The organism is Leifsonia sp. T36S-04, assembly GCF_042465655.1.
Classification (GTDB): domain Bacteria; phylum Actinomycetota; class Actinomycetes; order Actinomycetales; family Microbacteriaceae; genus Leifsonia.
This window is the reverse complement of the sequence record NZ_CP146286.1, coordinates 2,400,864-2,423,864: the sequence shown is the minus strand read 5'-3', so window position 1 is coordinate 2,423,864 and position 23,001 is coordinate 2,400,864. Positions and strand designations below refer to the sequence as shown.

Annotated in this window: 20 protein-coding genes; 12 read left to right on the top strand and 8 right to left on the bottom strand. The window is 71.5% G+C overall.

Annotated elements, in window-relative coordinates:
* The first annotated feature begins 29 nt into the window (after positions 1-29).
* The 4 genes from galE (at position 30) to P3F85_RS11790 (ending at position 6,235) form a co-directional block, all read left to right on the top strand.
* On the top strand, positions 30-992 hold the full coding sequence (galE, locus tag P3F85_RS11805) for a UDP-glucose 4-epimerase GalE (protein WP_374007725.1): 963 nt from the start codon (positions 30-32) through the stop codon (positions 990-992).
* A 187-nt stretch (positions 993-1,179) separates the two neighbouring features.
* Positions 1,180-1,503, top strand: a complete 324-nt coding sequence (locus P3F85_RS11800; RefSeq protein WP_374007723.1) for a WhiB family transcriptional regulator — start codon at positions 1,180-1,182, stop codon at positions 1,501-1,503.
* Between the two features lie 84 nt (positions 1,504-1,587).
* Positions 1,588-4,806, top strand: a complete 3,219-nt coding sequence (locus P3F85_RS11795) for a glycosyltransferase (RefSeq protein ID WP_374007720.1) — start codon at positions 1,588-1,590, stop codon at positions 4,804-4,806.
* Positions 4,799-6,235, top strand: coding sequence for a DUF5719 family protein (locus P3F85_RS11790; RefSeq protein WP_374007718.1), 1,437 nt, complete (start codon positions 4,799-4,801; stop codon positions 6,233-6,235). The genes P3F85_RS11795 and P3F85_RS11790 overlap by 8 nt, the downstream gene beginning before the upstream one ends.
* 2 nt (positions 6,236-6,237) lie before the next feature.
* On the opposite strand, the gene P3F85_RS11785 is transcribed toward P3F85_RS11790, so the two are convergent.
* Positions 6,238-6,681 carry a metallopeptidase family protein gene (locus P3F85_RS11785; protein WP_374007717.1) on the bottom strand — a complete coding sequence of 148 codons (444 nt, stop codon included), beginning with the start codon at positions 6,679-6,681 and terminating at the stop codon, positions 6,238-6,240.
* Between the two features lie 42 nt (positions 6,682-6,723).
* Here P3F85_RS11785 and P3F85_RS11780 point away from each other — a divergent pair, with 42 nt between their 5' ends.
* The 4 genes from P3F85_RS11780 to P3F85_RS11765 all read left to right on the top strand — a co-directional run bounded on the left by P3F85_RS11780 (position 6,724) and on the right by P3F85_RS11765 (position 10,528).
* A complete protein-coding gene (locus tag P3F85_RS11780) occupies positions 6,724-6,930 on the top strand; it encodes a DUF3499 family protein (RefSeq protein ID WP_374007716.1) in 207 nt (68 codons plus the stop codon).
* A gap of 38 nt (positions 6,931-6,968) precedes the next feature.
* Positions 6,969-8,396, top strand: coding sequence for a phosphomannomutase/phosphoglucomutase (locus tag P3F85_RS11775; RefSeq protein ID WP_374007714.1), 1,428 nt, complete (start codon positions 6,969-6,971; stop codon positions 8,394-8,396).
* Between the two features lie 102 nt (positions 8,397-8,498).
* Positions 8,499-9,977, top strand: a complete 1,479-nt coding sequence (ahcY, locus tag P3F85_RS11770) for an adenosylhomocysteinase (RefSeq protein WP_374007712.1) — start codon at positions 8,499-8,501, stop codon at positions 9,975-9,977.
* Entirely contained in the window at positions 9,977-10,528 is a 552-nt protein-coding gene (locus tag P3F85_RS11765; RefSeq protein WP_374007710.1) for a GNAT family N-acetyltransferase, read from the top strand. Before ahcY ends, P3F85_RS11765 begins: the two co-directional genes overlap by 1 nt.
* A 21-nt stretch (positions 10,529-10,549) precedes the next feature.
* On the opposite strand, the gene P3F85_RS11760 is transcribed toward P3F85_RS11765, so the two are convergent.
* Together P3F85_RS11760 and P3F85_RS11755 are read right to left on the bottom strand one after the other, a co-directional pair.
* Positions 10,550-11,227: a cyclase family protein gene (locus tag P3F85_RS11760; protein ID WP_374007709.1), complete on the bottom strand. Its 678-nt coding sequence runs from the start codon at positions 11,225-11,227 to the stop codon at positions 10,550-10,552.
* A 16-nt stretch (positions 11,228-11,243) separates the two neighbouring features.
* Entirely contained in the window at positions 11,244-12,083 is an 840-nt protein-coding gene (locus P3F85_RS11755; RefSeq protein ID WP_374007708.1) for an RDD family protein, read from the bottom strand.
* A gap of 17 nt (positions 12,084-12,100) precedes the next feature.
* Between P3F85_RS11755 and P3F85_RS11750 the strand changes: the two genes are divergently transcribed.
* Positions 12,101-13,096: a stage II sporulation protein M gene (locus P3F85_RS11750; RefSeq protein WP_374007706.1), complete on the top strand. Its 996-nt coding sequence runs from the start codon at positions 12,101-12,103 to the stop codon at positions 13,094-13,096.
* A 52-nt stretch (positions 13,097-13,148) separates the two neighbouring features.
* On the opposite strand, the gene P3F85_RS11745 is transcribed toward P3F85_RS11750, so the two are convergent.
* From P3F85_RS11745 to P3F85_RS11725, 5 genes are read right to left on the bottom strand one after another with little or no spacing between them, the layout of a single operon-like run.
* A complete protein-coding gene (locus P3F85_RS11745; RefSeq protein WP_374007705.1) occupies positions 13,149-14,480 on the bottom strand; it encodes a DUF58 domain-containing protein in 1,332 nt (443 codons plus the stop codon).
* Between the two features lie 10 nt (positions 14,481-14,490).
* A complete protein-coding gene (locus P3F85_RS11740) occupies positions 14,491-15,501 on the bottom strand; it encodes an AAA family ATPase (protein ID WP_374007703.1) in 1,011 nt (336 codons plus the stop codon).
* Complete coding sequence (locus P3F85_RS11735) at positions 15,498-16,817, bottom strand: DUF4350 domain-containing protein (RefSeq protein WP_374007702.1); 1,320 nt, start codon at positions 16,815-16,817, stop codon at positions 15,498-15,500. Before P3F85_RS11735 ends, P3F85_RS11740 begins: the two co-directional genes overlap by 4 nt.
* Positions 16,814-17,473, bottom strand: a complete 660-nt coding sequence (locus P3F85_RS11730) for a DUF4129 domain-containing protein (RefSeq protein WP_374007700.1) — start codon at positions 17,471-17,473, stop codon at positions 16,814-16,816. Before P3F85_RS11730 ends, P3F85_RS11735 begins: the two co-directional genes overlap by 4 nt.
* The gene (locus tag P3F85_RS11725; RefSeq protein WP_374007699.1) at positions 17,458-18,672 is read right to left on the bottom strand and encodes a hypothetical protein; all 1,215 of its coding nucleotides are present in this window, start codon (positions 18,670-18,672) and stop codon (positions 17,458-17,460) included. The genes P3F85_RS11730 and P3F85_RS11725 overlap by 16 nt, the downstream gene beginning before the upstream one ends.
* Before the next feature lie 183 nt (positions 18,673-18,855).
* On the opposite strand from P3F85_RS11725, the gene mtrA reads away from it, so the two are divergent.
* Genes mtrA through P3F85_RS11710 form a run of 3 tightly spaced genes read left to right on the top strand, consistent with a single transcriptional unit; the run spans position 18,856 to position 22,894 of the window.
* On the top strand, positions 18,856-19,539 hold the full coding sequence (gene mtrA, locus P3F85_RS11720; RefSeq protein WP_374007697.1) for an MtrAB system response regulator MtrA: 684 nt from the start codon (positions 18,856-18,858) through the stop codon (positions 19,537-19,539).
* A gap of 14 nt (positions 19,540-19,553) precedes the next feature.
* Entirely contained in the window at positions 19,554-21,191 is a 1,638-nt protein-coding gene (gene mtrB, locus P3F85_RS11715) for an MtrAB system histidine kinase MtrB (protein ID WP_374007695.1), read from the top strand.
* A complete protein-coding gene (locus tag P3F85_RS11710; RefSeq protein ID WP_374007693.1) occupies positions 21,188-22,894 on the top strand; it encodes a GerMN domain-containing protein in 1,707 nt (568 codons plus the stop codon). The genes mtrB and P3F85_RS11710 overlap by 4 nt, the downstream gene beginning before the upstream one ends.
* Positions 22,895-23,001 lie beyond the last annotated feature (107 nt).

Here is a 23,001-nt window from a genome sequence, read left to right as displayed (position 1 = left end):
GGAAGCTCCATCGAGCAGGAGGTGCGCCCGTGGCGTGGTTGGTGACCGGAGGGGCAGGCTACATCGGAGCGCACGTCGTGCGGGCGTTCCGCGAGCAGGGGATCGACGTCGTCGTCGTGGACGACCTGTCCAGCGGGCACGAGGAGTTCGTGCCGGCGGGCGTCCCCTTCTACCGCGGGACCATCCTCGATGGCGAGCTGCTCTCGACGATCTTCGCCGAGAACACCATCAGCGGGGTCGTGCACGTCGCCGGGTTCAAGTACGCGGGAGTCTCCGTCCAGCGCCCCCTCCACACCTACGAGCAGAACGTGACGGCGACCGCCGTGCTGCTCGCGGCGATGCAGGATGCGGGCGTCGACGCGATCGTGTTCTCGTCCTCGGCGGCCGTCTACGGCACGCCGGACGTCGACATCGTCACCGAGTCGACCCCAAAGAGCCCGGAGTCGCCGTACGGCGAGTCCAAGCTGATCGGGGAGTGGCTGCTGCGCGACCAGGGTGTCGCCGCCGGGCTCCGCCACACGTCGCTGCGCTACTTCAACGTCGTCGGCTCGGGAGACGTGAGCCTGCGTGACACGAGCCCGCACAACCTCTTCCCGCTCGTCTTCGACGCCCTGGCCGAGGGCCGGACGCCGCGCATCAACGGGAACGACTACCCGACGCCGGACGGCACCTGCGTGCGCGACTACATCCACGTCGCCGATCTGGCGGTCTCGCACGTCGCGGCCGCCAAGCGGTTGGATGCGCACGAGCCGATCGAGCCCGTGTACAACCTGGGCAGCGGTGAGGGCGTCTCGGTCGGCGAGATCATGTCCGCGGTGGCGAAAGTGACCGGTATCGATTTCACCCCAGAAGTGGGGCCTCGACGCGCGGGCGATCCGGCGAGGATCGTGGCCTCGGGAGAGCTCGCAGCACGCGATCTCGACTGGAAGATGCGGCACACCCTGGACCAGATGGTGCGCAGCGCCTGGGAAGCACGCCAGGCGGCCTCCTGACATCGTTGCCAGCCGGGCCGTTTCGACCGGGCGTGTCGCGATTGTTGTCGATCCTCGGCGCGTCGCGAACTCTCGACCAGCGGTGCAGGCTTTACGATTCGCGACTTGACGTAAGCGAATGACAACGGTGTAATTAGTGACACACGGGAATCTCGTGTTTCAGCAGTTCATGGGTGGGGAGACCGATATGCCAGTGCCCGAGTATCGTGCGGGGGTGCCCGACGACTGGTTCATCGACCCGGTCAACCTCGGAGTCCCCGGAGTCCGGTCAGCAGAGGTCGACGACGACAACCCGCTGTCCTGGCAGTCCGACGCGCTGTGCGCGCAGACCGACCCCGAAGCGTTCTTCCCCGAGAAGGGCGGCTCGACGCGCGACGCCAAGCGCATCTGCACCACATGCGAGGTGCGCGCCCAGTGCCTCGAATACGCGCTCGCGAACGACGAGCGGTTCGGGATCTGGGGCGGGCTGTCCGAGCGCGAGCGCCGCAAGCTGCGCAAGCGCGCCGGCTGAGCGTCACCGCCACCTCCCGGCTGATCCGCGCCGCGCCCACGTCAAAGACGAAATCGGCGCAACCCCAACCTAGGCTGGCTCCCGATGTATCCGAGAGTCACCGCCATCGTCGTCGCCCAGCGCGGCGGGCCACACCTGCAGCGCACTCTCGACGCCCTCGCGGAGCAGACCCGTCGACCGGACGCCGTGATCGCTGTCGATGCCGCGTCCACCGATGACGCCGCCCGTCTGCTGTCCGAGTCGCAGCCCACGCAGCTGATCGCCCTTCCCGAGAAGCTGCCGTTCGGTGCGGCCGTGGCCGCCGCAGTCCGTGTGCTGCCGCCGACGTCCGGATCCGAGCAGTTGCTGTGGCTCCTCGCCCAGGACACCGCTCCCGAACCGCAGGCGCTCGAAGCGCTGCTGGCCGCGCTCGAGGTCTCCCCTTCGGTCGCTGTGGTCGGACCGAAGCTCGTCGACTGGGACGACCCCGCCTTCATCCGCGAGTTCGGCGAAGCGATGACGCCGTTCGGCGCCTCCGTGCCGCTCGTCGAGAACGAGCTCGACCAGGCGCAGCATGACGGCCTAAGCGATGTTCTCGCCGTCTCGAGCGCCGGGATGCTCGTCCGGCAGTCCCTGTGGGAGCGGCTGGACGGCTTCGACCCCGCGCTCCCGACGGCGGATGACGGCCTCGATTTCTGCACGCGCGCACGCCTGGCGGGCTTCCGCGTGACCCTGGTCGCCCAGGCGCGGGTCGCGCTGGCGGGCGATGGCCTGGCCGGGCCGAACCTCTCGCCCAAATGGGCCGTCCGCCGGCGCTTGTCGAGCGAGCGCCGCCGTGCGCAGCTCCACCGCCGCATGGTGTACGCGCCAGGCTGGGCCGTTCCGCTGCACTGGCTCACCCTGGTCCCGCTCGGCATCCTCCGCGGGCTCGTCCGTCTGCTTCGCAAGGAGCCGGGCTCGATCGGAGGCGAGCTCGGCGCCGCCTTCCGGGTCGCCTTCTCGGGCGTCGCCGTCGGCCGCGCCCGGCGGCGGCTCGCCTCCGCCCGCGAGGTCGGGTGGGCGGCCGTCGCGCCGCTGCGCATCCCGTTCCCCGAAGTGCGCCGCGCCCGGGCGCTGAAGCGCGAGGCGGCTCTGGTCCAGCAGCAGGGCGAGCGGCAGGATATCGACTTCTTCGGCACGGGCGGCGGATGGGCGGTCCTGGCCGCTCTCCTCATCGGCGTCGCGCTGTTCTTCCCGCTGATCGGCTCGGGTGCTCTCAGCGGTGGCGGTCTACTCCCGCTCGACTCATCCGTCGGGCAGCTGTGGGCGAACCTCGGCTACGGGTGGCGGGATGTGAACCTCGGCTTCACCGGCGCCGCCGACCCGTTCTCGGCCGTGCTCGCGGTGCTCGGGAGCATCACCTTCTGGCAGCCCTCGCTCTCGCTCGTGGTGCTGTGGGTGCTCGCCCTGCCTCTTGCTGCCCTCGGCGCCTGGCTCGCCGCGGCGCGGCTGACCAACCGCGGCCTGCTCCGTGCGGTGGGCGCCCTCGCGTACGCGCTCGCTCCGACGTTGCTGGTGGCGCTGCAGGGGGGCCGTCCCGCAGCGGTGCTTGCGCACATCCTGCTGCCGTGGCTGTTCTTCGCGGGGCTGGCCGCGCGACGGTCCTGGGCCGCCAGCGCCACCACCGCCCTCCTGGCCGCGGCCACGGTCGCGTGCGCGCCCATCCTGATCCCCGCGCTGGCCATCGCCTGGATCGCGGCGATCGCCTTCGCCGGACGTCGTGCCGCCCGGATCGTCTTCATCCCGCTCCCCGCCGTCGTGCTGTTCGCGCCTCTCGCCTGGCAGCAGCTCTCGCGAGGAGCCTGGGTCTCGCTCTTCGCCGACCCGGGTGTCCCGCTCGATGCACGCCAGACGCCCGCCTGGCAGCTCGCGCTCGGCTTCCCGGACGGGACCCTCGGCGGCTGGCACGCCCTGGCGGCTGCGCTGCCGACGAACTCGGCCACCATCTTCGTGCCCATCCTGCTCGCACCCCTCGGCGTGCTCGCGATCCTCGCACTGTTCCTCCGCGGCACGGTGCGCGCCATCGTCGCCCTCCTCGTCGCGCTCGCCGGCTTCGTGACGGCGGTCGCCGCCCTGCATCTCCAGCTCGCGGTCACCGGCGGAACCGTCGTGCCGATCTGGCCGGGCAGCGCCGTCAGCCTCTACTGGCTCGGACTGGTCGGGGCGGCAGTGCTCGCGCTCTCCGCACTGGGCCGAGCGGCCGTGTACCCGGCCTGGGTCGCGGTCGTCGCGCTCGCCGTCGCTGTCGTGCCGCTGGGAATCGCGAGCCTGAACGGGACGGCCCAGGTCGCCGAGAGCGACGGACGCACTCTTCCCGCCGTCGTCACGGCGAAAGCGGCGACGCAACCGCGCACCGGCACCCTGCGGATCGTGCCGCAGCCCGGAGGAGGCATCAGTGCCGATATCGTCCGTGGCAGCGGCGAGACGCTCGACGGGCAGTCGACCCTGTCCGACACCCGGCGGGCGCTCACCCCGGGTCAGCGCGCTCTTGCCGTGCTGGCAGGCAACCTGTCGTCGCGCAGCGGCTACGACGCCGCTCCGCAGCTCAAGCGGCTGGGCATCGACTTCGTGCTCCTGACGCCGCCCGCCGAGGCCCTCGGGTCGACCGACACGACTGTTGAGGACGCCACGCGATCGCGCGCGGAGGTGGCGATGGATGCGAATCCGCTGCTGGCGCCCGTCGGTGCGACCGGCACGGGCCGGCTCTGGGCCTTCGACCGCGGAACGACGGTGGTTCCGCCCGCCGCGCAGATCCCCGTCGGAGCAGGCGGCCTGTGGCGCGTCATCGTGCTGGTCGTCCAGGGCCTGGTGATCGGTGCGACCCTGCTTCTCGCCATCCCGACGACGCGGTCCGCCGATCGCGTGTCGGAGCTCGCGGCGCGCCGCCCCCGCCGGACCGACGACGAACGGGCGGTCGAACCCGACGACGACGAGCCCGAAAAGCCGGAACCGCCCGCCGGTGTCGCCGCCGAGAGCCTCGACGAGTACGAGGCCGAACCGGAGGACGAGGCGGTCGTCGAGTCGGCCGAAGAGGACGATATCCCGGAGCCGGAGCCGGAGCCGGAGCCGAAGCCGGAGCCGGAGCCCGTTTCCGGGCCGGGCTCGGCACCGGAGACCACGTCCGAGCCGATCGCCGAGCCCGGCGCCGACCCCGAAACCGACCACCGCGTCGAGCGCGAGACGGAGCGCGTGACCACGCCGCCCGCCCCGACGACGCTCGAGGCGGGCCTGGAGGAGACCATCATCCGACCCCGCGTCCGTACCGAGGGAGGCGCCCGTGGCTGACCGCAAGGGAATCGCCCGGATCGGCATGCGCGCGGTCGGCGGGGTGATCGGCGTCGCCGTCGCGGTCGTCGCGATCGCCGGCGCCACGATGCTCCCGCTGCCCGACTTCGCCATCGCCGCGCCGTCCCAGACGGTCACGCCGGTGCCCGCCGACCAGCAGCGCGTCTGTCCCGGCCCGCTCCTCGCGCTCGCCGCCGACGCCGGAGCGGCGACCCGGCCGAATTCCATCGGCACGCCGTCCTTCGCATCAGGAGCCGACGGTGCCGATATCCGTACCCGCTCCCTCAAGCCCGACTCCGGGAACGGTTCGTCGCGGCAGGCGCCGCTCCTCGTTTCGGTCTCCACGCCGAAGGGCGCGACCGCCCCTCCGCTCTTCGCGGCGGCGCAGTCGCAGACCGCGAAGACCGACGACCTCGCCGGTCAGGCCGCCTCGGCCTGCGCCGAGCCCAGCGCGGACACCTGGCTCGTCGCCGGTGCGACCTCGCTCGGCCAGACCAGCCTCGTCCTCCTCGCCAACGCGGGCGAGGTCGACGCGACCGTCGACCTCACGATCTTCAGCGAGTCCGGTGCCGTGAGTGCGCCAGGGGCGACCGGGATCCTGGTCCCCGCGGGCGCACAGAAGGTCGTGCCGCTGGCAGGTCTCGCGCCGTCTGCCGCCGCACCGGTCGTCCGTGTCCGCACCACCGGCGGTGAGGTCGTGGCGTCGATGCAGCAGAGCTACGAGCAGGGAATCCAGCCACGCGGTGCCGAGATCGCAGGCGCGACGGGCGCACCTGCACGTCAGCAGGTCATCCCGGGCGTGACGATCGCGTCGATGGGCGCCATCTCCGATGCGCAGTCGGCCGAGAGCGTCGGCGTCGACTTCCCGGTCGTCCGGCTGCTGGTACCCGGCGACAAGGACGCGCAGGTCACCATCGGCGCCGTCGGCGAGACCGGCACGGCCGCGGGCGACTCCTACGCCACGACGCTCAAGGCAGGCACCGTGTCCGAGGTCCCGCTCGACCACCTCAAGGACGGCAACTACACCGTCACGGTCGACTCCAGCGTCCCGGTCGTGGCCGCGGCACGCACCTCGGTGATCGGGACGGAGGCGCGCGACTTCACCTGGTTCTCTTCGGCGCAGGCCCTGCAGAAGAAGCTGCTCGCCACCATCCCAGCCGGTGGGGACGCCACCTTCCACTTCGCGAACGCGGGCGGGTCCGACCGGACGGTGACCGTGGAGAGGGCGAACGGAAGCGGAACTCCGGCGAAGCTGACGGTCCCCGCCGAAGGCGGGACCCTGGTCACGGTGTCACCCGGGACCTACCGGGTCACCGGCGCCGACGGGCTGCGCGGCAGCGTGAGCTTCGCGGGCGATGGACGGGCGAGCAGCTTCGTGCTGTCGCCTCCCGGAGCGCTCGCCGCACCGATCGCGGTGTACCCGAACTAGGGTCAGAAGTGCCGGTAGCGATCCGGCGCGAGGTCCCACGGGTCTTTGCCGAGCAACTCGGCGACCGCCCGGAAGACGCATCCCTCGATGTACATGCGGCGGTGCAGTTCGTCGTCGCGGTGCAGCTTCGTGAGTCGCTGGATGGGCACCCGGTAGAGCACGATCCGCCGCCGGGAGGCATCCACGCGCCAGCGGTCGACACCCTCGACTCCGGAGTTGCCGATCGGCGTCGCGGCGACCTCGAAGTGGACGTCCGACAGCTCCTCCGGCCAGACGCCCTTCAGGTAGTCGGCGGTCGAGGCGACCGTCATGTCGAAGAAGTCGATCCGGTTCTGCAGCATGGGCAGGTGCGGTCCCGTCACGGGGCCTCGCGCCCCGCGGCCGTGGCGGCTCCGCCAGCGGCTCGTCGCCGGTGTCTGGCTGCTGGTGCGGCGGTTGCGGGGCATGTCGCCATCCTACGTCCGCGTCGCTCGGGTATCCTGAGCCCGATGCTGAGCCGCCCGTGTTCCCGTGTCGCGTGTCCGCGCGACGCCATCCAGACGCTGACCTATGTCTACGCGGACTCGATGGCGGTGATCGGCCCGCTCAGCCTCTCGCACGAACCGCACTCCTACGACCTGTGCGCCATTCACGCCGAGCGACTGTCCGCGCCGCAGGGCTGGCAGATCGTGCGGCACGTCGGCGTCACCGAGTGATGGGGTCCGCGACGGGGGCGTCGCGGTAGGTTAGGGCCATGAATGCGCCCCGGGACCCTCGTCTGCAGTCCATCGTCAAGACCTACGACATCCGGGGTCTGGTCGGAAAGGATCTGACCGAGGACGTCGTCGAGGCCATCGCTGCGGCCTTCGTCGACGAGGTGGATGCGGCGGGCACCGACGTCATCGTCGGTCACGACATGCGCGACTCCTCCCCGGCGTTCGCGGCGGCGTTCGCCCGCGGAGCGCAGGCGCGAGGCGCGGACGTGGTGTCGATCGGTCTGTGCTCGACCGACGAGTCCTATTTCGCATCCGGGTCGCTGCAGAGCCCCGCGGCGATGTTCACGGCGAGCCACAACCCGCCGACCTACAACGGGATCAAGCTGTCCCGCGCGGGCGCCCAGGGCCTGAGCATGGACACCGGGCTCGGTGCCGTCCGGGACCGTGCCGATGCGTACCTGCACGATGGCATCCCCGCGGTCGCCAAGCCGGGCGGATTCCGCGAGGAGGATGTGCTGGAGCGGTATGCGGCCTACCTGCGGTCACTGGTCGACCTGAGCGGCATCCGTCCGATCACCGTCGTCGTCGACGCGGGCAACGGGATGGGCGGGCTCACCGTCCCGGCCGTGCTGGAGACGGCAGCGGGGCTGCCTCCGCTGCCGATCACGATCATCCCGCTCTACTTCGAGCTGGACGGGACGTTCCCCAACCACGAGGCCAACCCGCTGGAGCCGAAGAACCTCGTCGACCTGCAGCACGCGGTCGTGGAGCACGGTGCGGACCTCGGGCTCGCCTTCGACGGCGACGCCGACCGCTGCTTCGTCGTCGACGAGCGCGGTTCTGCGGTCACGCCATCGGCGGTCGCGGCGATCGTCGCGCTGCGCGAGATCGCCCGCGCGCGGGCGGAGGATCCGGAGGCCGAGATCACCGTCATCCACAACCTGATCACCTCGAACATCGTCCCCGAGACGATCGAGGCGGCGGGAGCGGTGCCACTGCGCACGCGCGTCGGCCACACGTTGATCAAGGACGCGATGCGGAGTTCCGGCGCGGTGTTCGGCGGCGAACACTCCGCCCACTACTACTTCCGCGACTTCTGGAGCGCCGACAACGGGATGCTCGCGGCGATGCACCTGCTCGCCGAGTTCGGGATGCAGGACCGCCCGCTCTCGGAGCTCGCCGCCGAGTACACCCCGTATGCGATGTCCGGTGAGATCAACTCGACCGTGGACGACGTGCCCGCCGCCTTCACCCGCGTGGTCGAGGCGTTCGGCAGCCGCGCCGACTTCGACGAGCTGGACGGACTGACGGTCACGGGACGCGTCGGCCAGGACGATCCGTTCTGGTGGTTCTCGGTGCGCCCCTCGAACACCGAGCCGCTGCTCCGCCTGAACGTGGAGGCCGCCGACTCGGCGACGATGGCCCGCATCCGCGACGAGGTCCTCGCCCTCATCCGTGCCTCCTGACCCGTCGCCGGCGAGATTTGGCGCAAATCGTGGTTCTGCCGCGCGCATAACCGCGATTTGGCGCAAATCGTGGGGCCCGGGGCGCGTGTCAGAATAGGGACCATGTCTGCTCCCACCTCGACCGCCCTTCCCTTCAAGGTCGCCGACCTGTCCCTCGCCGAAGCGGGACGCCACCAGATCCGCCTCGCCGAGAACGAGATGCCCGGCCTCATGGCGCTCCGCGCCGAGTTCGGGGACGCGAAGCCGCTCGCCGGTGCCCGCATCGCCGGCTCGCTGCACATGACCGTGCAGACCGCGGTCCTCATCGAGACCCTGGTCGCCCTCGGCGCGCGCGTCCGCTGGGCCAGCTGCAACATCTTCTCGACCCAGGATGAGGCCGCCGCGGCGATCGCGGTCGGCCCGACGGGCACCCCCGAGGCGCCGGCCGGTGAGCCGGTGTTCGCCTGGAAGGGCGAGTCCCTCGAAGAGTACTGGTGGTGCACCCAGCAGATCTTCGACTGGTCCGGAGAGGCGGCCGCCGACGGCGCCGACTACCTGGGTCCGAACCTCATCCTCGACGACGGCGGCGACGCCACCCTCCTGGTGCACAAGGGCCGCGAGTTCGAGCAGGCCGGCGCCGTCCCGGACGACGCGGACGGCGACAGCCACGAGTACCGCGTCATCCTCGCCGCGCTCCGCGAGTCCCTCGCCGGCTCGAAGGACCGCTGGACCCGCATCGCCGCGGACATCCTCGGCGTCACGGAGGAGACGACCACCGGCGTCCACCGTCTCTACGAGCTGGCGAAGGCGGGGGAGCTGCTGTTCCCCGCGATCAACGTCAACGACTCGGTCACCAAGAGCAAGTTCGACAACAAGTACGGCATCCGCCACTCCCTGCCGGACGGCCTGAACCGCGCCACCGACGTGCTGATGGGCGGCAAGGTCGCCTTCGTCGCCGGGTACGGCGACGTCGGAAAGGGCGCGGCCGAGGCACTGCGCGGCCAGGGCGCGCGCGTCATCGTCAGCGAGGTCGACCCGATCAACGCCCTGCAGGCCGCGATGGACGGCTACCAGGTCGCCCGCCTCGAGTCCGTGATCGACCAGGTCGACATCCTCGTCACGGGAACGGGCAACCTCAACGTGGTCACCCTCGACCACCTGCTCGGTCTCAAGCACCTCGCGATCGTCGCGAATGTCGGCCACTTCGACAACGAGATCGACATGGCGTCGCTGGAGGCGCTCCCGGGAGCGGAGAAGGTCGAGATCAAGCCGCAGGTGCACGAGTGGCGCCTGCCGACCGGCCGCAGCATCCTGGTCCTGTCGGAGGGCCGCCTGATGAACCTGGGCAACGCCACCGGCCACCCGAGCTTCGTCATGAGCAACTCCTTCACCAACCAGGTGCTGGCCCAGCTCGAGCTCTTCGTGTCGCCGGAAAAGTACCCGATCGGCGTGTACGTGCTCCCCAAGCACCTCGACGAGAAGGTCGCCCGGCTGCACCTGGACGCCCTCGGCGTCGAGCTGACCACTCTCACCGATGAGCAGGCCGCCTACATCGGCGTGCCGGTCGACGGCCCCTACAAGGTCGACCACTACCGCTACTGATGACCCTCGAATTCGCCGACCGGGAGCTGCCCGGCGGCCTGATCCTCCGAGTGCGGACGGAGCGGGACGCCGCGGCGCTCGCCGCCGCCTACCAGCGCAACCGCGGCCACCTGGCGCCGTGGGATCCGACCCGCACGGAAGACTTCTTCACCGAGGCCGGACAGCTCTCGCAGACCCGCGAGCTGCTCGCCCTGCGCGAGATGGATGCGACCCTTCCGCTGGTGCTCGCCGACGGTGACGAGATCGCCGGCGGCATCACGCTCAGCGGTCTCGTTCGCGGTGCGTTCCAGTCGGCCACCGTCGGGTACTGGCTCGACCGCGCGCACACCGGCAGGGGTCTCGCCTCCCTGGCACTGAACGAGGTCGTGGAGGCCGCTCGCGACCGCTACGGTCTGCACCGCCTGCAGGCCGCGACCCTGCTGGCGAACCATGCGTCGCAGTCGGTGCTCACGCGCGCTGGTTTCGAGCGGATCGGCGTCGCCCCGAAGTACCTGCAGATCGCGGGGCGCTGGCAGGATCACGTGCTGTTCCAGCGCATCCTGCACGACTGAGCCGGCCTGGGTGGCCGGGCTCTAGGCGTTCGCCCGCAGCTCCGCGAAGGCGCGCACCGGGAACGTGCCGAACCCCTCGACCGCAGGCGGCGCAGCCGTGAACAGCGCTCCGCGTTCCGGCAGTTCCTCCAGGTGTGTGAGGTGCTCGACCACGTGGATGCCGGCGGCGAGCAGGATGCTGTGGGCCGGGCGGGTGCCGCCCGACTCGGTGTCGTCGATGTTGAGGGAGTCGATGCCGACGAGCGCGACGCCCGCATCCACGAGGACGCGCGCCCCCTCCTCGGTGAGGTACGGCGCGTTCGTCGCGTAGGCGGGCGTGCCGAAGTGCGCGTCCCAGCCGGTGTGGAGGAGGACCGCCGCGCCCGGTTCTCCGATCCCGCGAACGGCGGATGCGGTGATGCCGCGGCCGGCCGAGCCGTCGAGGTGGAGCACGTGGGCCGGCAGGCCGACCAGCGTCGCCAGGTCCAGTCCGGCGAGGTCGGGTCCGTCCGGGTAGCGGTGGAACGGACTGTCGAGGTAAGTGCCGGTGTTGCCGATCATCGTGATGACATCCATCGCGAACTCGGTGCCGGGGGAGTAGACGCTGCGCGACGCCTCGCGGGTCAGGTGCGGGGTGATCGTCGGCGCCGGGAGGCCCGGATAGGTGATGAGTCCGGCGCGGATGCGGTGGCTGAGGTCGACGATGCGGCGGTCGGTCATGGCGGTCCTTCTGCTGTCATCGATCGGGGAAGGCGTGCGGAAGCGCCTCGAGCACGGGCTCGAGCCGCTGCAGCCTCTGCTGTTCGAGCGCCAGGCTCCGGGCGTCACGTTCGCGGCGCAGTACCGCGACGGCCACCAGGAAGGTCTCCGCGTCGACCGGGGGGACCGGCGAGACGTAGGGAGCCGCCTCGCGCGCGAGCTCGGTGCTCAGTCCCAGACGAGCCGCCGGGGTCAGCTCCGGCGCCTGACGGACGAACTGCGCGATCCGGCGGGAGAGGCGGTCGGGCAGTCGTGCGACGTCCGCCATGGTCGCCCACTGCGCCAGGTGCGGCGCGAGGTACAGCGGCAGCGGCTTCGGCTGTGGGACCCGCACGAGCTGGCTGTAGGTGCCCGCCAGCAGGTCGCCGAGGCGCTTCGAGCGCGGATTGAGGAGGCCGGTGAGCGCGGCGACAGCGCCGAACGTCATGTAGATCTCGAGCACGCCGACGAGCGCGCGGATGAAGGAGTGCCGGAACCCGATCGCCCCGCCGTCGTCGCGCACGATTCGCGCGCCGACGGCCAGCTTGCCGAGCGAACGTCCCCGCGACGCGAGTTCGACCGTCGTCGGGAGGATCACCATCCCGAACACCAGGATGAGGACGACGAGCGCGCGGGACAGCGCCTCGTCGAGTCCGCCGCCGGTGGCGGAGAGCAGCAGCAGACTGCCCAGCATGACGAGGATCGAGAGGAGCCAGTCGATGATGGTGCCGGCGGCCCGCAGGATGTAGCTGGCCGGCTTCACGTCGAGCGCGACGGCCTCGCCGGTCACCAGCTCGCGATCGTCCTGCGACGCGCCGCCCGCCCCCGCCTGCATCATAGATATCATCTAAGCAGATGGACCTCGACGCCTACACCGCAGCCCACAGCGCCGACTGGGAGGAGCTCTCCCGGCTGGCGGCGAAACGACGCCTCGACGGTGCGGAAGCCGACCGGATGATCGACCTCTACCAGTCCGGAGCCGCCGACTTGTCGGCCATCCAGACCAGCGCGGGTTCGACGGCCGTCGGCGACCGGCTGTCCCTGGCCCTGTCGTCCGCCCGCCTGCGCTTCACGGGCGCCGGGGCGAACCTGTTCTCGCAGCTGCCGCGCTTCTTCGTGCTGCAGCTCCCTGCGGCGCTCTACCGGCTGCGCTGGATCGTGCTCGGCGTCGCCCTCGCGACCGGCATCATCGCCACCCTGTACGCGCTCTGGATCACCGGCAACCCGGACGTGCTCCGCAACCTCGGCGACGATGCGAACCTCCGGCACTACGTCGAGCACGACTTCATCGACTACTACTCGAACAACCCCGCCTCCTCGTTCGCCGGACAGGTGTGGACGAACAACGCCTGGATCGCGGCGCAGTGCATCGCCTTCGGGATCACGGGCGTCTACGTGCCGTACGTCATCATCCAGAACGCGGTCGGCGTGGGCACCGCTGCGGGCGTGATGTTCGCCTACGGCCGGGGCGACGTGCTGTTCTCGTACATCGTGCCCCACGGTCTGCTGGAGCTCACCAGTGTGTTCGTCGCGGCGGCAGCGGGCCTGCGGATCTTCTGGGCGTGGATCGCGCCGGGCGCGCGCACCCGCGGGCAAGCGCTCGCGGAGGATGGCCGCGCGCTCTTCATCGTCGCGGTGGGCTGCGCGATCTCGCTCTTCGTCTCCGGCCTGATCGAGGGCTTCGTGACGCCGTCCGGTCTGCCGGTGTGGGCGAAGGTGGCGATCGGCGCCATCGCGCTCGCCGCCTTCCTCGCCTACATGCTGGTGCTGGGACGTCGGGCGGTGCGCGCGGGTGAGACCGGCGACCTGACCGAGTACGAAGCGGGCACGCGACGCATCGTCGCGGGCTGACGAGCGCGCCGGCGGACCCCCACCCGCCGCGTCGGAGCTGGGACCCGCCGGGTCAGAGCCGTCCGGTCGCCTTGAGCGCCAGGTAGCGGTCGGCCAGGGCGGGCGGCAGATCGGCGGGGGATCCCGTCACGACGTCGCCGCCCAGCCGTCGCACCGCGGCCGTGACGCGACTCAGGTCGAGCAGTGACCGCTCCGCCGCCGCGGCGCGGTACACGGACTCGCGGTTCGAGCGCTGCTGCGTTGCGTCGAGGGTGTCGGGATCGGTGACGCTGGCCACGACCACGAGGTGCTTGGCGGTCAGCTGGGGCAGGACCGAGAGCAGTCCACGCGAGCCGCCGGGCGATTCGATGGAGGCCAGCAGCACCACGAGCGAACGTTGCGTGGTGACCGAGGCGACCTGAGCGGGGACGGCCGACCAGTCCATCTCGATCAGCGCCGGCTCGATCCCGGCCATCGAGTCCACCATCCGGGAGAGGAGCTCGGGACCGCTCGCCCCCTGCACCCGGCTGCGGACAACGCGGTCGAAGGCGATCATGTCGACGCGGTCGCCCGCGCGCGTGGCGAGGGCGGCGAGCAGCAGCGCCGACTCGAACGCGGTGTCGATGCGCGGCTCGTCGGCGACCCGGGCAGCGGAGGTCCGCGCCGAGTCGATCACGATCACGACCCGGCGGTCGCGCTCGGGACGCCACGTGCGGACCATGACGCGGGCGCCGCGTCCCCCCGTCGGGTCGTGCCGCCGCGCCGTCGCCCGCCAGTCGATGGAACGCACGTCGTCGCCGCGGACATACTCGCGCAACGAGTCGAACTCCGTGCCCTGCCCGCGCTGCAGCACCGTGGTGCTGCCCTCCAGCTCCCGTAGCCGCGCCAGCCGGGAAGGCAGGTGCTTGCGCGCCGTGAAGGGCGGCAGCACCCGGATGCGTCCGGGAGCCGCCAGCGTCGCCTGCCGTGCCCAGAGGTGCAGCGGGCCCCAAGACCGGACGGTCACCGTGTGGACGCGGCGCTCGCCGCGACGCCAGGGACGCAGGGAGGCGACCAGCCGGCGGCCCTCGCCGGCCGGGAGGGAGACCCGTGTCCGCGTCGGCTCCGCTCCCGCGGAGGGCTCCCAGGCGTCGCGGACCGTGCCGCGCAGCGTGCGCCGCCCGGTGTTGGTGACGTACAGCTCGGAGGCCGCTTCGGCGCCCAGGCGGACGCGCGCCGGGAGGGTGCGCTCCAGCACCACCGACCGCGGCGACGCGGCGAGGGCGAGATCGACCGAGCCCAGCGCCACGCACAGCACCACCCAGCCGCCCAGGACGGCGTACGCGACCGAGTCGGTGCGCCCCAGGAGCACGACAGGGACGACGCCGAGCGCGAGCAGGGCGACGAAACGTCCGGATACGGTCACGTCGGCGCGCCTAGATCGGAACCTGGACCTGCTGCACGATCGACTGCAGGATCGCGTCCGCGCCCACACCCTCGAGCTCGGCCTCCGGGCGCAGCTGGATGCGGTGCCGCCACACCGGGACCAGCATGGCCTGCACGTGGTCGGGGGTGATCGATTCGTAGCCCGACAGCCACGCCCACGCCTTCGCGGCGGCGAGGAGGGCGGTCGTTCCGCGCGGGCTGACACCCAGCTTGACCGAGGGGCTGCGGCGGGTCGCCCGGGCGAGGTCGACGATGTACGCGAGCACGTCCGGGTTCGCTCCGACCGCGGCGGCCGAGGCGCGGGCCGCCGCCAGTTCCGCGGCGCCCAGCACGGGTGTCACGCCCGCTGCCGTCAGGTCGCGCGGGCTGAAGCCGGCGGCGTGGCGCCGCAGGACCTCCACCTCCGTCTCGCGCTCCGGGATGTCGAGGGTGAGCTTGAGCAGGAAGCGGTCCAGCTGGGCCTCGGGGAGCGCGTACGTCCCCTCGTACTCGATCGGGTTCTGCGTCGCCGCGACCAGGAACGGGTCCGGCAGGGTCCGGCTGACGCCGTCCACGCTGACCTGGCGTTCCTCCATCGCCTCCAGCAGCGCCGACTGCGTCTTGGGGGGCGTGCGGTTGATCTCGTCGGCGAGAAGGATGTTCGTGAACACGGGACCTTCGCGGAAGACGAAACCGCCGGTCTGCGCGTCGTAGACGAGCGAGCCGGTCAGGTCGCCGGGCATGAGGTCCGGAGTGAACTGGACGCGCTTCGTGTCCAGGTCCAGCGCCTGGCTGAGCGAACGGACCAGGAGCGTCTTGGCCACGCCGGGCACGCCCTCCAGCAGCACGTGACCGCGGGCGAGCAGCGCGATGATCAGGCCGGTGACCGCGCCGTCCTGACCGACCACCGCCTTGCCCACCTCGGCGCGCACGGCGGCGAGGGAGGCGCGCAGCCTGGGGGCATCGGCCGATGCTCCGGGAGTTGGGGCGGGGAACGCGGTTCCCGTCGTGACGTCGGTCATGCATCCATTCTTCCGGTCGGGCCCGCGTCGGGCGGTGCAGTGGGTGATGCGGGGGCGGGTGGTGCGGCGGAGGGTGTGACTGCGGCCGCCGCAGCACGTTCGAGTGCCGCCAGGTCGTCGGAGAGCGCGAGGAGTTCGCGATCGGTGGCCGGGATGCGGTCGAGCAGCACATCCCGCACCCGGAGGCGGTCCGTCCCGGTCAGGGCAGCGACCGCGTCGGCGACCTCCTGAGTGTCGGCCGCCGAGGGCAGCCCGGCGATCGCGGCGAGCCGTCCGATCGTCCCGACGCGCAGGGCATCGGCGGCGCGGAGCCGGGCGGAGGAGCGCTGGTAGAGCCGTGCGCGGCCCTCCCGCGTCTCGCCGGCCCGCACCACGACCGGCAGGTTCTCGACGACGAGCGGTCCGAACCGGCGGCCGCGCCAGATCGCGGCGGCCACGAAGACGATCACGAGCAGGAGGACGACCGGAGTGACCCATCCCGGCGTCAGCGCGGCGATGTCCGGCGGACCGGTCACCGGGCGGTCGTCGAGCGACGGCAGATACCAGACGAGCGTCCGGTGCGAGCCGAGGAGGTTCAGCGACAGGGCGGCGTTGCCCAGCCGGTCGACGCCCTCGTTGGTGAGGACTGCGGCCGACCCCAGCAGGTAGAGCGTGGAGTCGTCGAAGGTCGTGCGGACGAGCGACGCGCGCCCACCTCCGTCGGTGAAGCAGGCCAGGCCGTCGCCGGTCACCCGGAAGGTGCCGGGCAGCGTCAGCTGCTCGGTGTCCGCCGTGCTGCGCGGGTCGATGCGCTCGGCCCGGCGCGCGGCGGGGACACCGCATCCAGCGGGTACCGGCCCGCTCGGCTCTCCGGCAGCACTCACGTCCGGAGCGACGGCCTTCAGGGTCGTGAAGCCCGGCTCGACGAGGACCAGGGTCCGCCCGTCCCCTGCCAGGGCGCGGTAGCCGGCGGCGTCCAGGTTGTCATCGGGGTCGTAGACGAGGACGGTCGCGTCGTCCGCGGCCGCCGCCCGTGCGGCCGCCAGCGTCGTGACCGGGTGGACGTCCACACCGTGGTCACGCAGGACCTCCGCGACGGCCTTCGCCCCGGCCGGGGCAGGATTCGCCGCGTCGAGGGGCGTGCCCGCGTCCGTCCGGCCCCCGGTCAGCAGGATGCCGAACAACGCGATCAGCACGGCGATCACGGCCAGCACGATCCAGGGGACCGCGCGGCGCCCGGTCTGGCGCACGGTCAGCGAGATGGCGGGTGCCGCATCCGCCGGCGCGACGGTCCCAGGCTGCCGCTGCCGCTCGCGCACGGGTGCCGGCGCGCTCACGGGGTCGCCACCGGCTCCGTGGCACGCACGCGCTGCAGCCGCTGATCGAGCGCGACGAGCTGCTGGAAGGCGGCCTCTGTGCCCGGGCGGTCCAGGTAGCGCACATCGTCGAAGGACCGGGCCGCCTGCCGGAGGGCCTCCCGCTCGTCCGGGGCAACTCGCGCCGCGCGTTGCGAGAAGTCGGTCGCGGTCGTGCCCGGCGTGACACGCACCAGGGTCCGCTCGTCGAGCGACGCCGCGATCGCCCGGAACTGCTCCTCCACAGCGGCGACCCAGTCGCCCGCCCGCGCGGAGCGCTCGGCCGACGCGCGCAGGTCGGCGGCCGTCCTCGCGTCGTCCGCCCCGAACAGGGACCGCCGGTCGAGCGCCGATCGCCGATTCAGACGCGGCCGTCCGAACACGAAGAAAGCGGTCACGATCAGGCCGGCGATCACGAGCACGACGACCAGCAGGAGAACGGGCCCCGCGTCGCCGCCCGGACCCTGGAAGAGGGACGCCAGCCAGTCCTGCACCGCTTTCGACGCGAGATCGAACCAGGTCGGCTTGGCCGACTGGTACTCCGGGCGCGCGAGCTCCTCGCGCAGCCACTCCTGAGCCTCCGGTGAGCTCGGGTCCACCGGGATGTCGATGCGGATCACGATCAGCCGGCGGGCCACCCCGCCGCCGCGGCGGGAGGCTGCTGCGGCTGCTGCGCACCCGGGAGGTACGGGTCGGGCAGGTCCTGGCCGGCCTGGCGGCCCTCGACGAAGCGGACCAGCTCCAGGTCGAGCCCCTCTTTGCGCATCCGGAGGTCGATGTAGAGGAGAGAGACCGCGGCCGTCTGGATGACGCTTGCGATCGCGCCGACGATGGCCGTGACGATGCTGGCGAGGACATTGACGCTGAGCTGCGTCACCAGCAGCTGCGACATCGTCTCGGTCGACGTCGAGGTGGCGGAGGTCGGGGCGAAGACGCCCCCGAGCATCCCGCCCAGCAGGCCGAAGGGGATGCTGATCGTCTGCGTGATCGCGTACACGATGACGGCGACGAGCGCGATGATGCCGAACGTGCGCCAGAAGTAGCCGCGCGTCAGCCGCCACGACCGGGCGACGGCTGCCATGAGCGGCAGCCTCTCCAGCACGATCGCGCTGGGCACCATGGACAGCTTGGTGTTGATCCAGACGGCGAGCGGGATGAGACCCAGCCCGCCGATGATGCCGACGGAGACAGCGCCGATGGTCCCGGCCGGCCCGCCGAGCATCGCCAGCGCGACGACCACGGCGGCGACGAGGGCGAGGACGACGATCCAGGCGAGTGCGAAGAGCAGCGTCCAGCCGATGAGCGCACCGATCCGGCCCTTGACCAGCCTCCAGAGAGCGCCGAAGGTGAGCTTGTCGCCCACGGTCTCGCGCGCGACCTCGCCCACGATCACGCCCTGCAGGAGAGCGCTGAAGACAGTGGAGATCACCAGAGACACGACGCCGAGCACGATGGCACCGCCGATGAGCCCGGCGCGCAGGGCAGGTTGATCGCTCGCGTCGCCGGAGATCACGCGGCCGACCAGGAGGGCGATCCCGCGGGCGATCAGCACGCTGACCACGATCGAGGGGATGCCCTGCAGCAGGAGCGCCGCACCGACCGTGATCCGCGGGTTGCGGCGGAGCGCCTGGAACGGCGCCGCGAGCAGGGTCCCGACGGTCAGCGGGCGAAGGGGGATGAGGCCGGGCTTCGGCGGAGGGGTCCACGCGGGCTGCGGCCCGGCGGGATACGGCCGCTGCCACCCGGGCTGCTGCCCGTACTGCGGCTGCTGCCCGTACGCGCCACCGGGCGCCGCCCCCTGCGAGCCGGGTGCCTGCCAGTTCTGTTCGTCGGTCACGCCGTGCCCTTCCGTCCCCGCGCGTCGTGCGTTGGTCCCATGCTGGCACATCGGCCGCGCGCGCGATGTCCCATCCACAGGGCACATATGGCTTTCATTCAAGCCGGTAGCAGCCTGCTCCATTACGCTGGTCATGTTGTGCGCGGCGATCGCTGCGCGAGAGGGGTTCGGGGAACGTCCGACATGACTAGTCGCATCCTGGTGGTCGACGACGACACCGCGCTTGCGGAGATGATCGGAATCGTGCTGCGCACGGAGGGTTTCGACCCGGTCTTCTGCGAAGACGGCAACCTCGCTGTGGACACTTTCCGGTCGGCGAAGCCCGACCTCGTCCTGCTCGACCTCATGCTCCCGGGCCTCGACGGAATCGAGGTCTGCGCCCGCATCCGCGCCGAATCCGGCACCCCGATCATCATGCTCACCGCCAAGTCCGACACGGCGGACGTGGTCAAGGGCCTCGAGTCCGGGGCCGACGACTACATGGTCAAGCCCTTCAACCCGAAGGAACTCGTCGCCCGCATCCGGACCCGGCTGCGGCCCACCCCCGCGGGTCCGGCAGCGGACGAGCTGTCCGTCGGCGATCTCGTCGTCGACGTCGCCGGTCACGAGGTCCGCCGCGGCGAGACGCGCATCGCGCTGACCCCGCTGGAGTTCGACCTCCTGCTCGCGCTCGCATCCAAGCCGCAGCAGGTCTTCACCCGCGAAATGCTGCTCGAGCAGGTCTGGGGCTACCACTACAAGGCCGACACACGCCTGGTCAACGTGCACGTGCAGCGCCTGCGCGCCAAGGTCGAGCAGGATCCGGACAACCCGAAGATCGTCATGACCGTGCGCGGGGTCGGCTACCGCGCCGGCGCGGCGGCCTAGCCCCGGAGACCGGCATGTCCTGGTGGCCGACGCGGGAGTGGTGGCGGCAGCTGCCCTCGCGCCTCGCGCGCGTGTGGCGCGGCTCGCTGCAGCTCCGCACGGTCGCGATCACGCTGCTCCTCACGGGCGTGGCCATCCTCGTCACCGGCGTCTATATGGCGCTCAGCATCAGCAACGACCTCTACCAGTCGCGGCTCGACCAGGCGCTGCGCGACTCCAGCCGGGCGACGACCACGGCGCAGTCGACCCTCAACGCCTCGGACGTCTCGTCGGGGGATGCGGGCAAGAACCTGCTCAACACGGTGCTCCAGAGCGTCCAGGCGTCGACGTCGAGCCGGCTGGTCGCGGCCTACCGCGTCCCGGGCCAGGACACCGGCGTGCTCGCGCCGCCCGACCGCGGCAGCCCCGCGATCAACTCGGTCATCTCGCCCGAACTGCGCGAGAAGGTCCAGAACGGCGGGACGAAGCAGTACTACCAGTCGGTCTCGCTTCCCGCAGTCGGCGGCGACACGGATCCCGGAATCGTCGTCGGGTCGCAGCTCACTCTTCCGTCGTACGGCAAGTACGAGCTCTACATCGGCTACAACCTGCGCGACGCGGAGAACACGCTGCTGTTCGTCCAGAACACGCTGCTGCTGGCCGGTCTCGCCCTCATCCTCCTCATCGGCGCCATCACCTGGGTCATCGTGCGCTTCGTGGTGGAGCCGATCCGGGTCGCCGCGCTGACGAGCGAGCGGCTCGCGGCGGGGGATCTCGCCGTACGCATCCCGGAGAAGGGCGAGGACGTCTTCGCCACCCTCGCGCGCTCGTTCAACGGCATGGCGGACAGCATGCAGAGCCAGATCAACCAGCTCGCCACCCTGTCCCAGCTGCAGCAACGGTTCGTCTCGGATGTGTCGCACGAGCTGCGCACCCCGCTCACGACGATCCGCCTGGCCGGTGACGTCATCTACGACCAGCGCGAGGGATTCCAGCCCTCGACGGCACGGACGGCCGAGTTGCTGCACACCCAGATCGAGCGCTTCGATCGTCTCCTGTCCGACCTCCTGGAGATCAGCCGGTACGACGCCGGATCGGTCGTCCTCGACGCCGAGCCGACGAATCTGGTGCGGCTGGCGGAGGAGTGCGTCGACGAGTTGCGCACGGTCTCGGAGCAGAACGGCTCGGAGCTCGTCCTCGACGCTCCTGGCGGCTACTTCGACGTGCCCATGGACCCGCGGCGCATCCGGCGGGTGGTCCGCAACCTGATCGGCAACGCGATCGAGCACGGAGAGGGCCAGCCCGTGCTGGTGACCATCGACAGCAACGAGAGCGCGGTCGCCCTCGCCGTGCGCGACTACGGCATCGGGATGAGCGCGCAGGACATGGCGCACGTGTTCGACCGGTTCTGGCGGGCGGACCCGTCCCGCAAGCGGACGCTGGGCGGCACAGGACTGGGGCTCGCCATCTCGCTCGAGGACGCGACGCTGCACTCCGGCTGGCTGCAGGTGTGGTCCGCTCCCGGGGCCGGATCCTGCTTCCGCCTGACTCTGCCGCGCGCGATCGGGCGGGAGATCACCGGCTCGCCGCTTCCCCTCCCGCCCGCCGATGCCGGCGTGACCATGCCCCCTGCGGCACTGCCTGCGCCCAGCGGAAGCGAGGCGCACGCATGATCCGGCGCCGTACGCCCAGGAGGGCCGGCGTCGTGGTCGCCGCGCTGACCGCTGCGGTGCTGGTGCTCGCCGGCTGCGCGAGCATCCCGGACTCCGGACCGGTCCGTCAGGGCGGCCCGGTGGCCCAGGTCAACGATCCGCTCGACCTGGACTTCAACCCGTCGCCGCCGGAGAAGGGCGCAAGCCAGCAGCGGATCGTGCAGGGCTTCATCGACGCCGCCTCCAGCCCGAAGAACAACTTCCAGATCGCCCGCGAGTACCTCACGCACTCCATGGCAGCGAACTGGAATCCCGACGAGTCCGTCACCGTCGACGACGGCCGCAATCGCAGCTACGACGAGCAGGGTCCGCTGTGGCGTGTGGAGGTGACGCCGGTCGCCAACGTCGACGCGGTCGGCACCTACCACCCGGTCGGAAGCACGGCTCCTGTCGGCCTGAACTACCAGCTCGTGCGCGAGAACGGGGAGTGGCGGATCTCGGTCGCACCGGACGGCGTGGTGATCGACGACCCCACCTTCCGGGCGGTGTACACCCAGCAGACGCTGTACTTCTACAGTCCGGGATTCTCCTCACTGGTGCCGGATGCGCGCTGGTTCCCCGCGCGCGTGGCCTCCGCCGCGACCCGGGTGGCCAGCTCGCTGCTCGCTGGGCCCGCGCCGTGGCTCGCCGGCGCGGTGACGACGGCGTTCCCGAAGGGCACACAGCTCGCCGTGCCCTCGGTGACCACCGGGAGCGGGGTGGCCCGCGTCGACCTGAGCTCCGAAGCGGCGCAGGCGGACCCGGCGCAGTTGCAGCGGATGCAGTACCAGCTCGAGCAGTCGCTCGGAAGCCTGGCACAGAGCGTGCAGCTCTCGATCGAGGGCAACGTCCAGCAGATCCCGTCCCTGAGCGCTGCCGCTGCGCCGGATCAGAACCCGCCGGTCGACCCGCACTCGTTCGTGTACCGGGGCGATGTCTTCGGACCGCTCAACGGCGACACGGTGACCCCGCTCAGCGGGCTCAGCGACAAGGTCGCCGGGCTGCACCCGACCGCGATCACCCTCGGCGCGACGCGGGAGCAGGCGGCGGTGCTGTCCCAGGCCGGGGCATACTCCGTGCGCCGGACCGGGGATCCGGTGCTGGTGGATGCGCGACCCGGCCTGATCGGCCCGTCGCTGGACTCCTCGGGCTGGGTGTGGTCCGTCCCGGGCGACGCGCCAGGGGCGATCCAGGTCGCGGCGGCGAACGGCGGCGATGCGCACGCGGTGCCGGCGAACTGGCCGAACGCGACCGCCGTGCTGTCCCTCGCGGTGTCCCGCGATGGCACCCGGCTCGCCGCCCTGCTCCGCACGACGACAGGGATGTCATTGATGGCCGCCGGCATCGTCCGCGGCGGGAACGGCGTACCGAACTCGCTGACCGAACCCATCGAACTCGCCGTGCCGTCGTCGGGCGCGCGCTCGGCGGCGTGGACGAGCGACCTGACGATCTCGCTGCTCAGCACGACGACGGGCGAGGCGACGAGCATCGCGCAGCAGACCGTCGGCGGCGGCCAGACGACGACCTCCGGCCCGGCGGGCGGGCGGACGATCGTCGGTGCGGCGGGCCTCGCACCGTACGTCGTCCTCAGCCAGGACGGGACGCTGCTCGCGCCGACCGGCACCGGCTGGCAGGCCCAGCTCGACAAGGTGGGAGCGGTCGCGGTGCAGCAGGGGCAGCCGTAACCCGCGCGCTGCACAACGGAATTCTCCACAGCCGCGCGCTCCGCGGAGTTCTCCACCGAGATCGCTTCGACCGGGACGCGGATAGTCGCGGTCCGGGAGGCTCGACC

What these genes read in the sequence shown, in the direction of transcription:
- P3F85_RS11800 (WP_374007723.1), top strand. Translation starts at nt 1,180, where the DNA reads ATGCCAGTGCCCGAGTATCGTGCGGGGGTGCCCGACGACTGGTTCATC.
- P3F85_RS11795 (WP_374007720.1), top strand. Translation starts at nt 1,588, where the DNA reads ATGTATCCGAGAGTCACCGCCATCGTCGTCGCCCAGCGCGGCGGGCCA.
- P3F85_RS11785 (WP_374007717.1), bottom strand. Translation starts at nt 6,681, where the DNA reads ATGCCCCGCAACCGCCGCACCAGCAGCCAGACACCGGCGACGAGCCGC.
- P3F85_RS11780 (WP_374007716.1), top strand. Translation starts at nt 6,724, where the DNA reads ATGCTGAGCCGCCCGTGTTCCCGTGTCGCGTGTCCGCGCGACGCCATC.
- P3F85_RS11775 (WP_374007714.1), top strand. Translation starts at nt 6,969, where the DNA reads ATGAATGCGCCCCGGGACCCTCGTCTGCAGTCCATCGTCAAGACCTAC.
- ahcY (WP_374007712.1), top strand. Translation starts at nt 8,499, where the DNA reads ATGTCTGCTCCCACCTCGACCGCCCTTCCCTTCAAGGTCGCCGACCTG.
- P3F85_RS11765 (WP_374007710.1), top strand. Translation starts at nt 9,977, where the DNA reads ATGACCCTCGAATTCGCCGACCGGGAGCTGCCCGGCGGCCTGATCCTC.
- P3F85_RS11760 (WP_374007709.1), bottom strand. Translation starts at nt 11,227, where the DNA reads ATGACCGACCGCCGCATCGTCGACCTCAGCCACCGCATCCGCGCCGGA.
- P3F85_RS11755 (WP_374007708.1), bottom strand. Translation starts at nt 12,083, where the DNA reads ATGATGCAGGCGGGGGCGGGCGGCGCGTCGCAGGACGATCGCGAGCTG.
- P3F85_RS11750 (WP_374007706.1), top strand. Translation starts at nt 12,101, where the DNA reads ATGGACCTCGACGCCTACACCGCAGCCCACAGCGCCGACTGGGAGGAG.
- P3F85_RS11740 (WP_374007703.1), bottom strand. Translation starts at nt 15,501, where the DNA reads ATGACCGACGTCACGACGGGAACCGCGTTCCCCGCCCCAACTCCCGGA.
- mtrA (WP_374007697.1), top strand. Translation starts at nt 18,856, where the DNA reads ATGACTAGTCGCATCCTGGTGGTCGACGACGACACCGCGCTTGCGGAG.
- mtrB (WP_374007695.1), top strand. Translation starts at nt 19,554, where the DNA reads ATGTCCTGGTGGCCGACGCGGGAGTGGTGGCGGCAGCTGCCCTCGCGC.
- P3F85_RS11710 (WP_374007693.1), top strand. Translation starts at nt 21,188, where the DNA reads ATGATCCGGCGCCGTACGCCCAGGAGGGCCGGCGTCGTGGTCGCCGCG.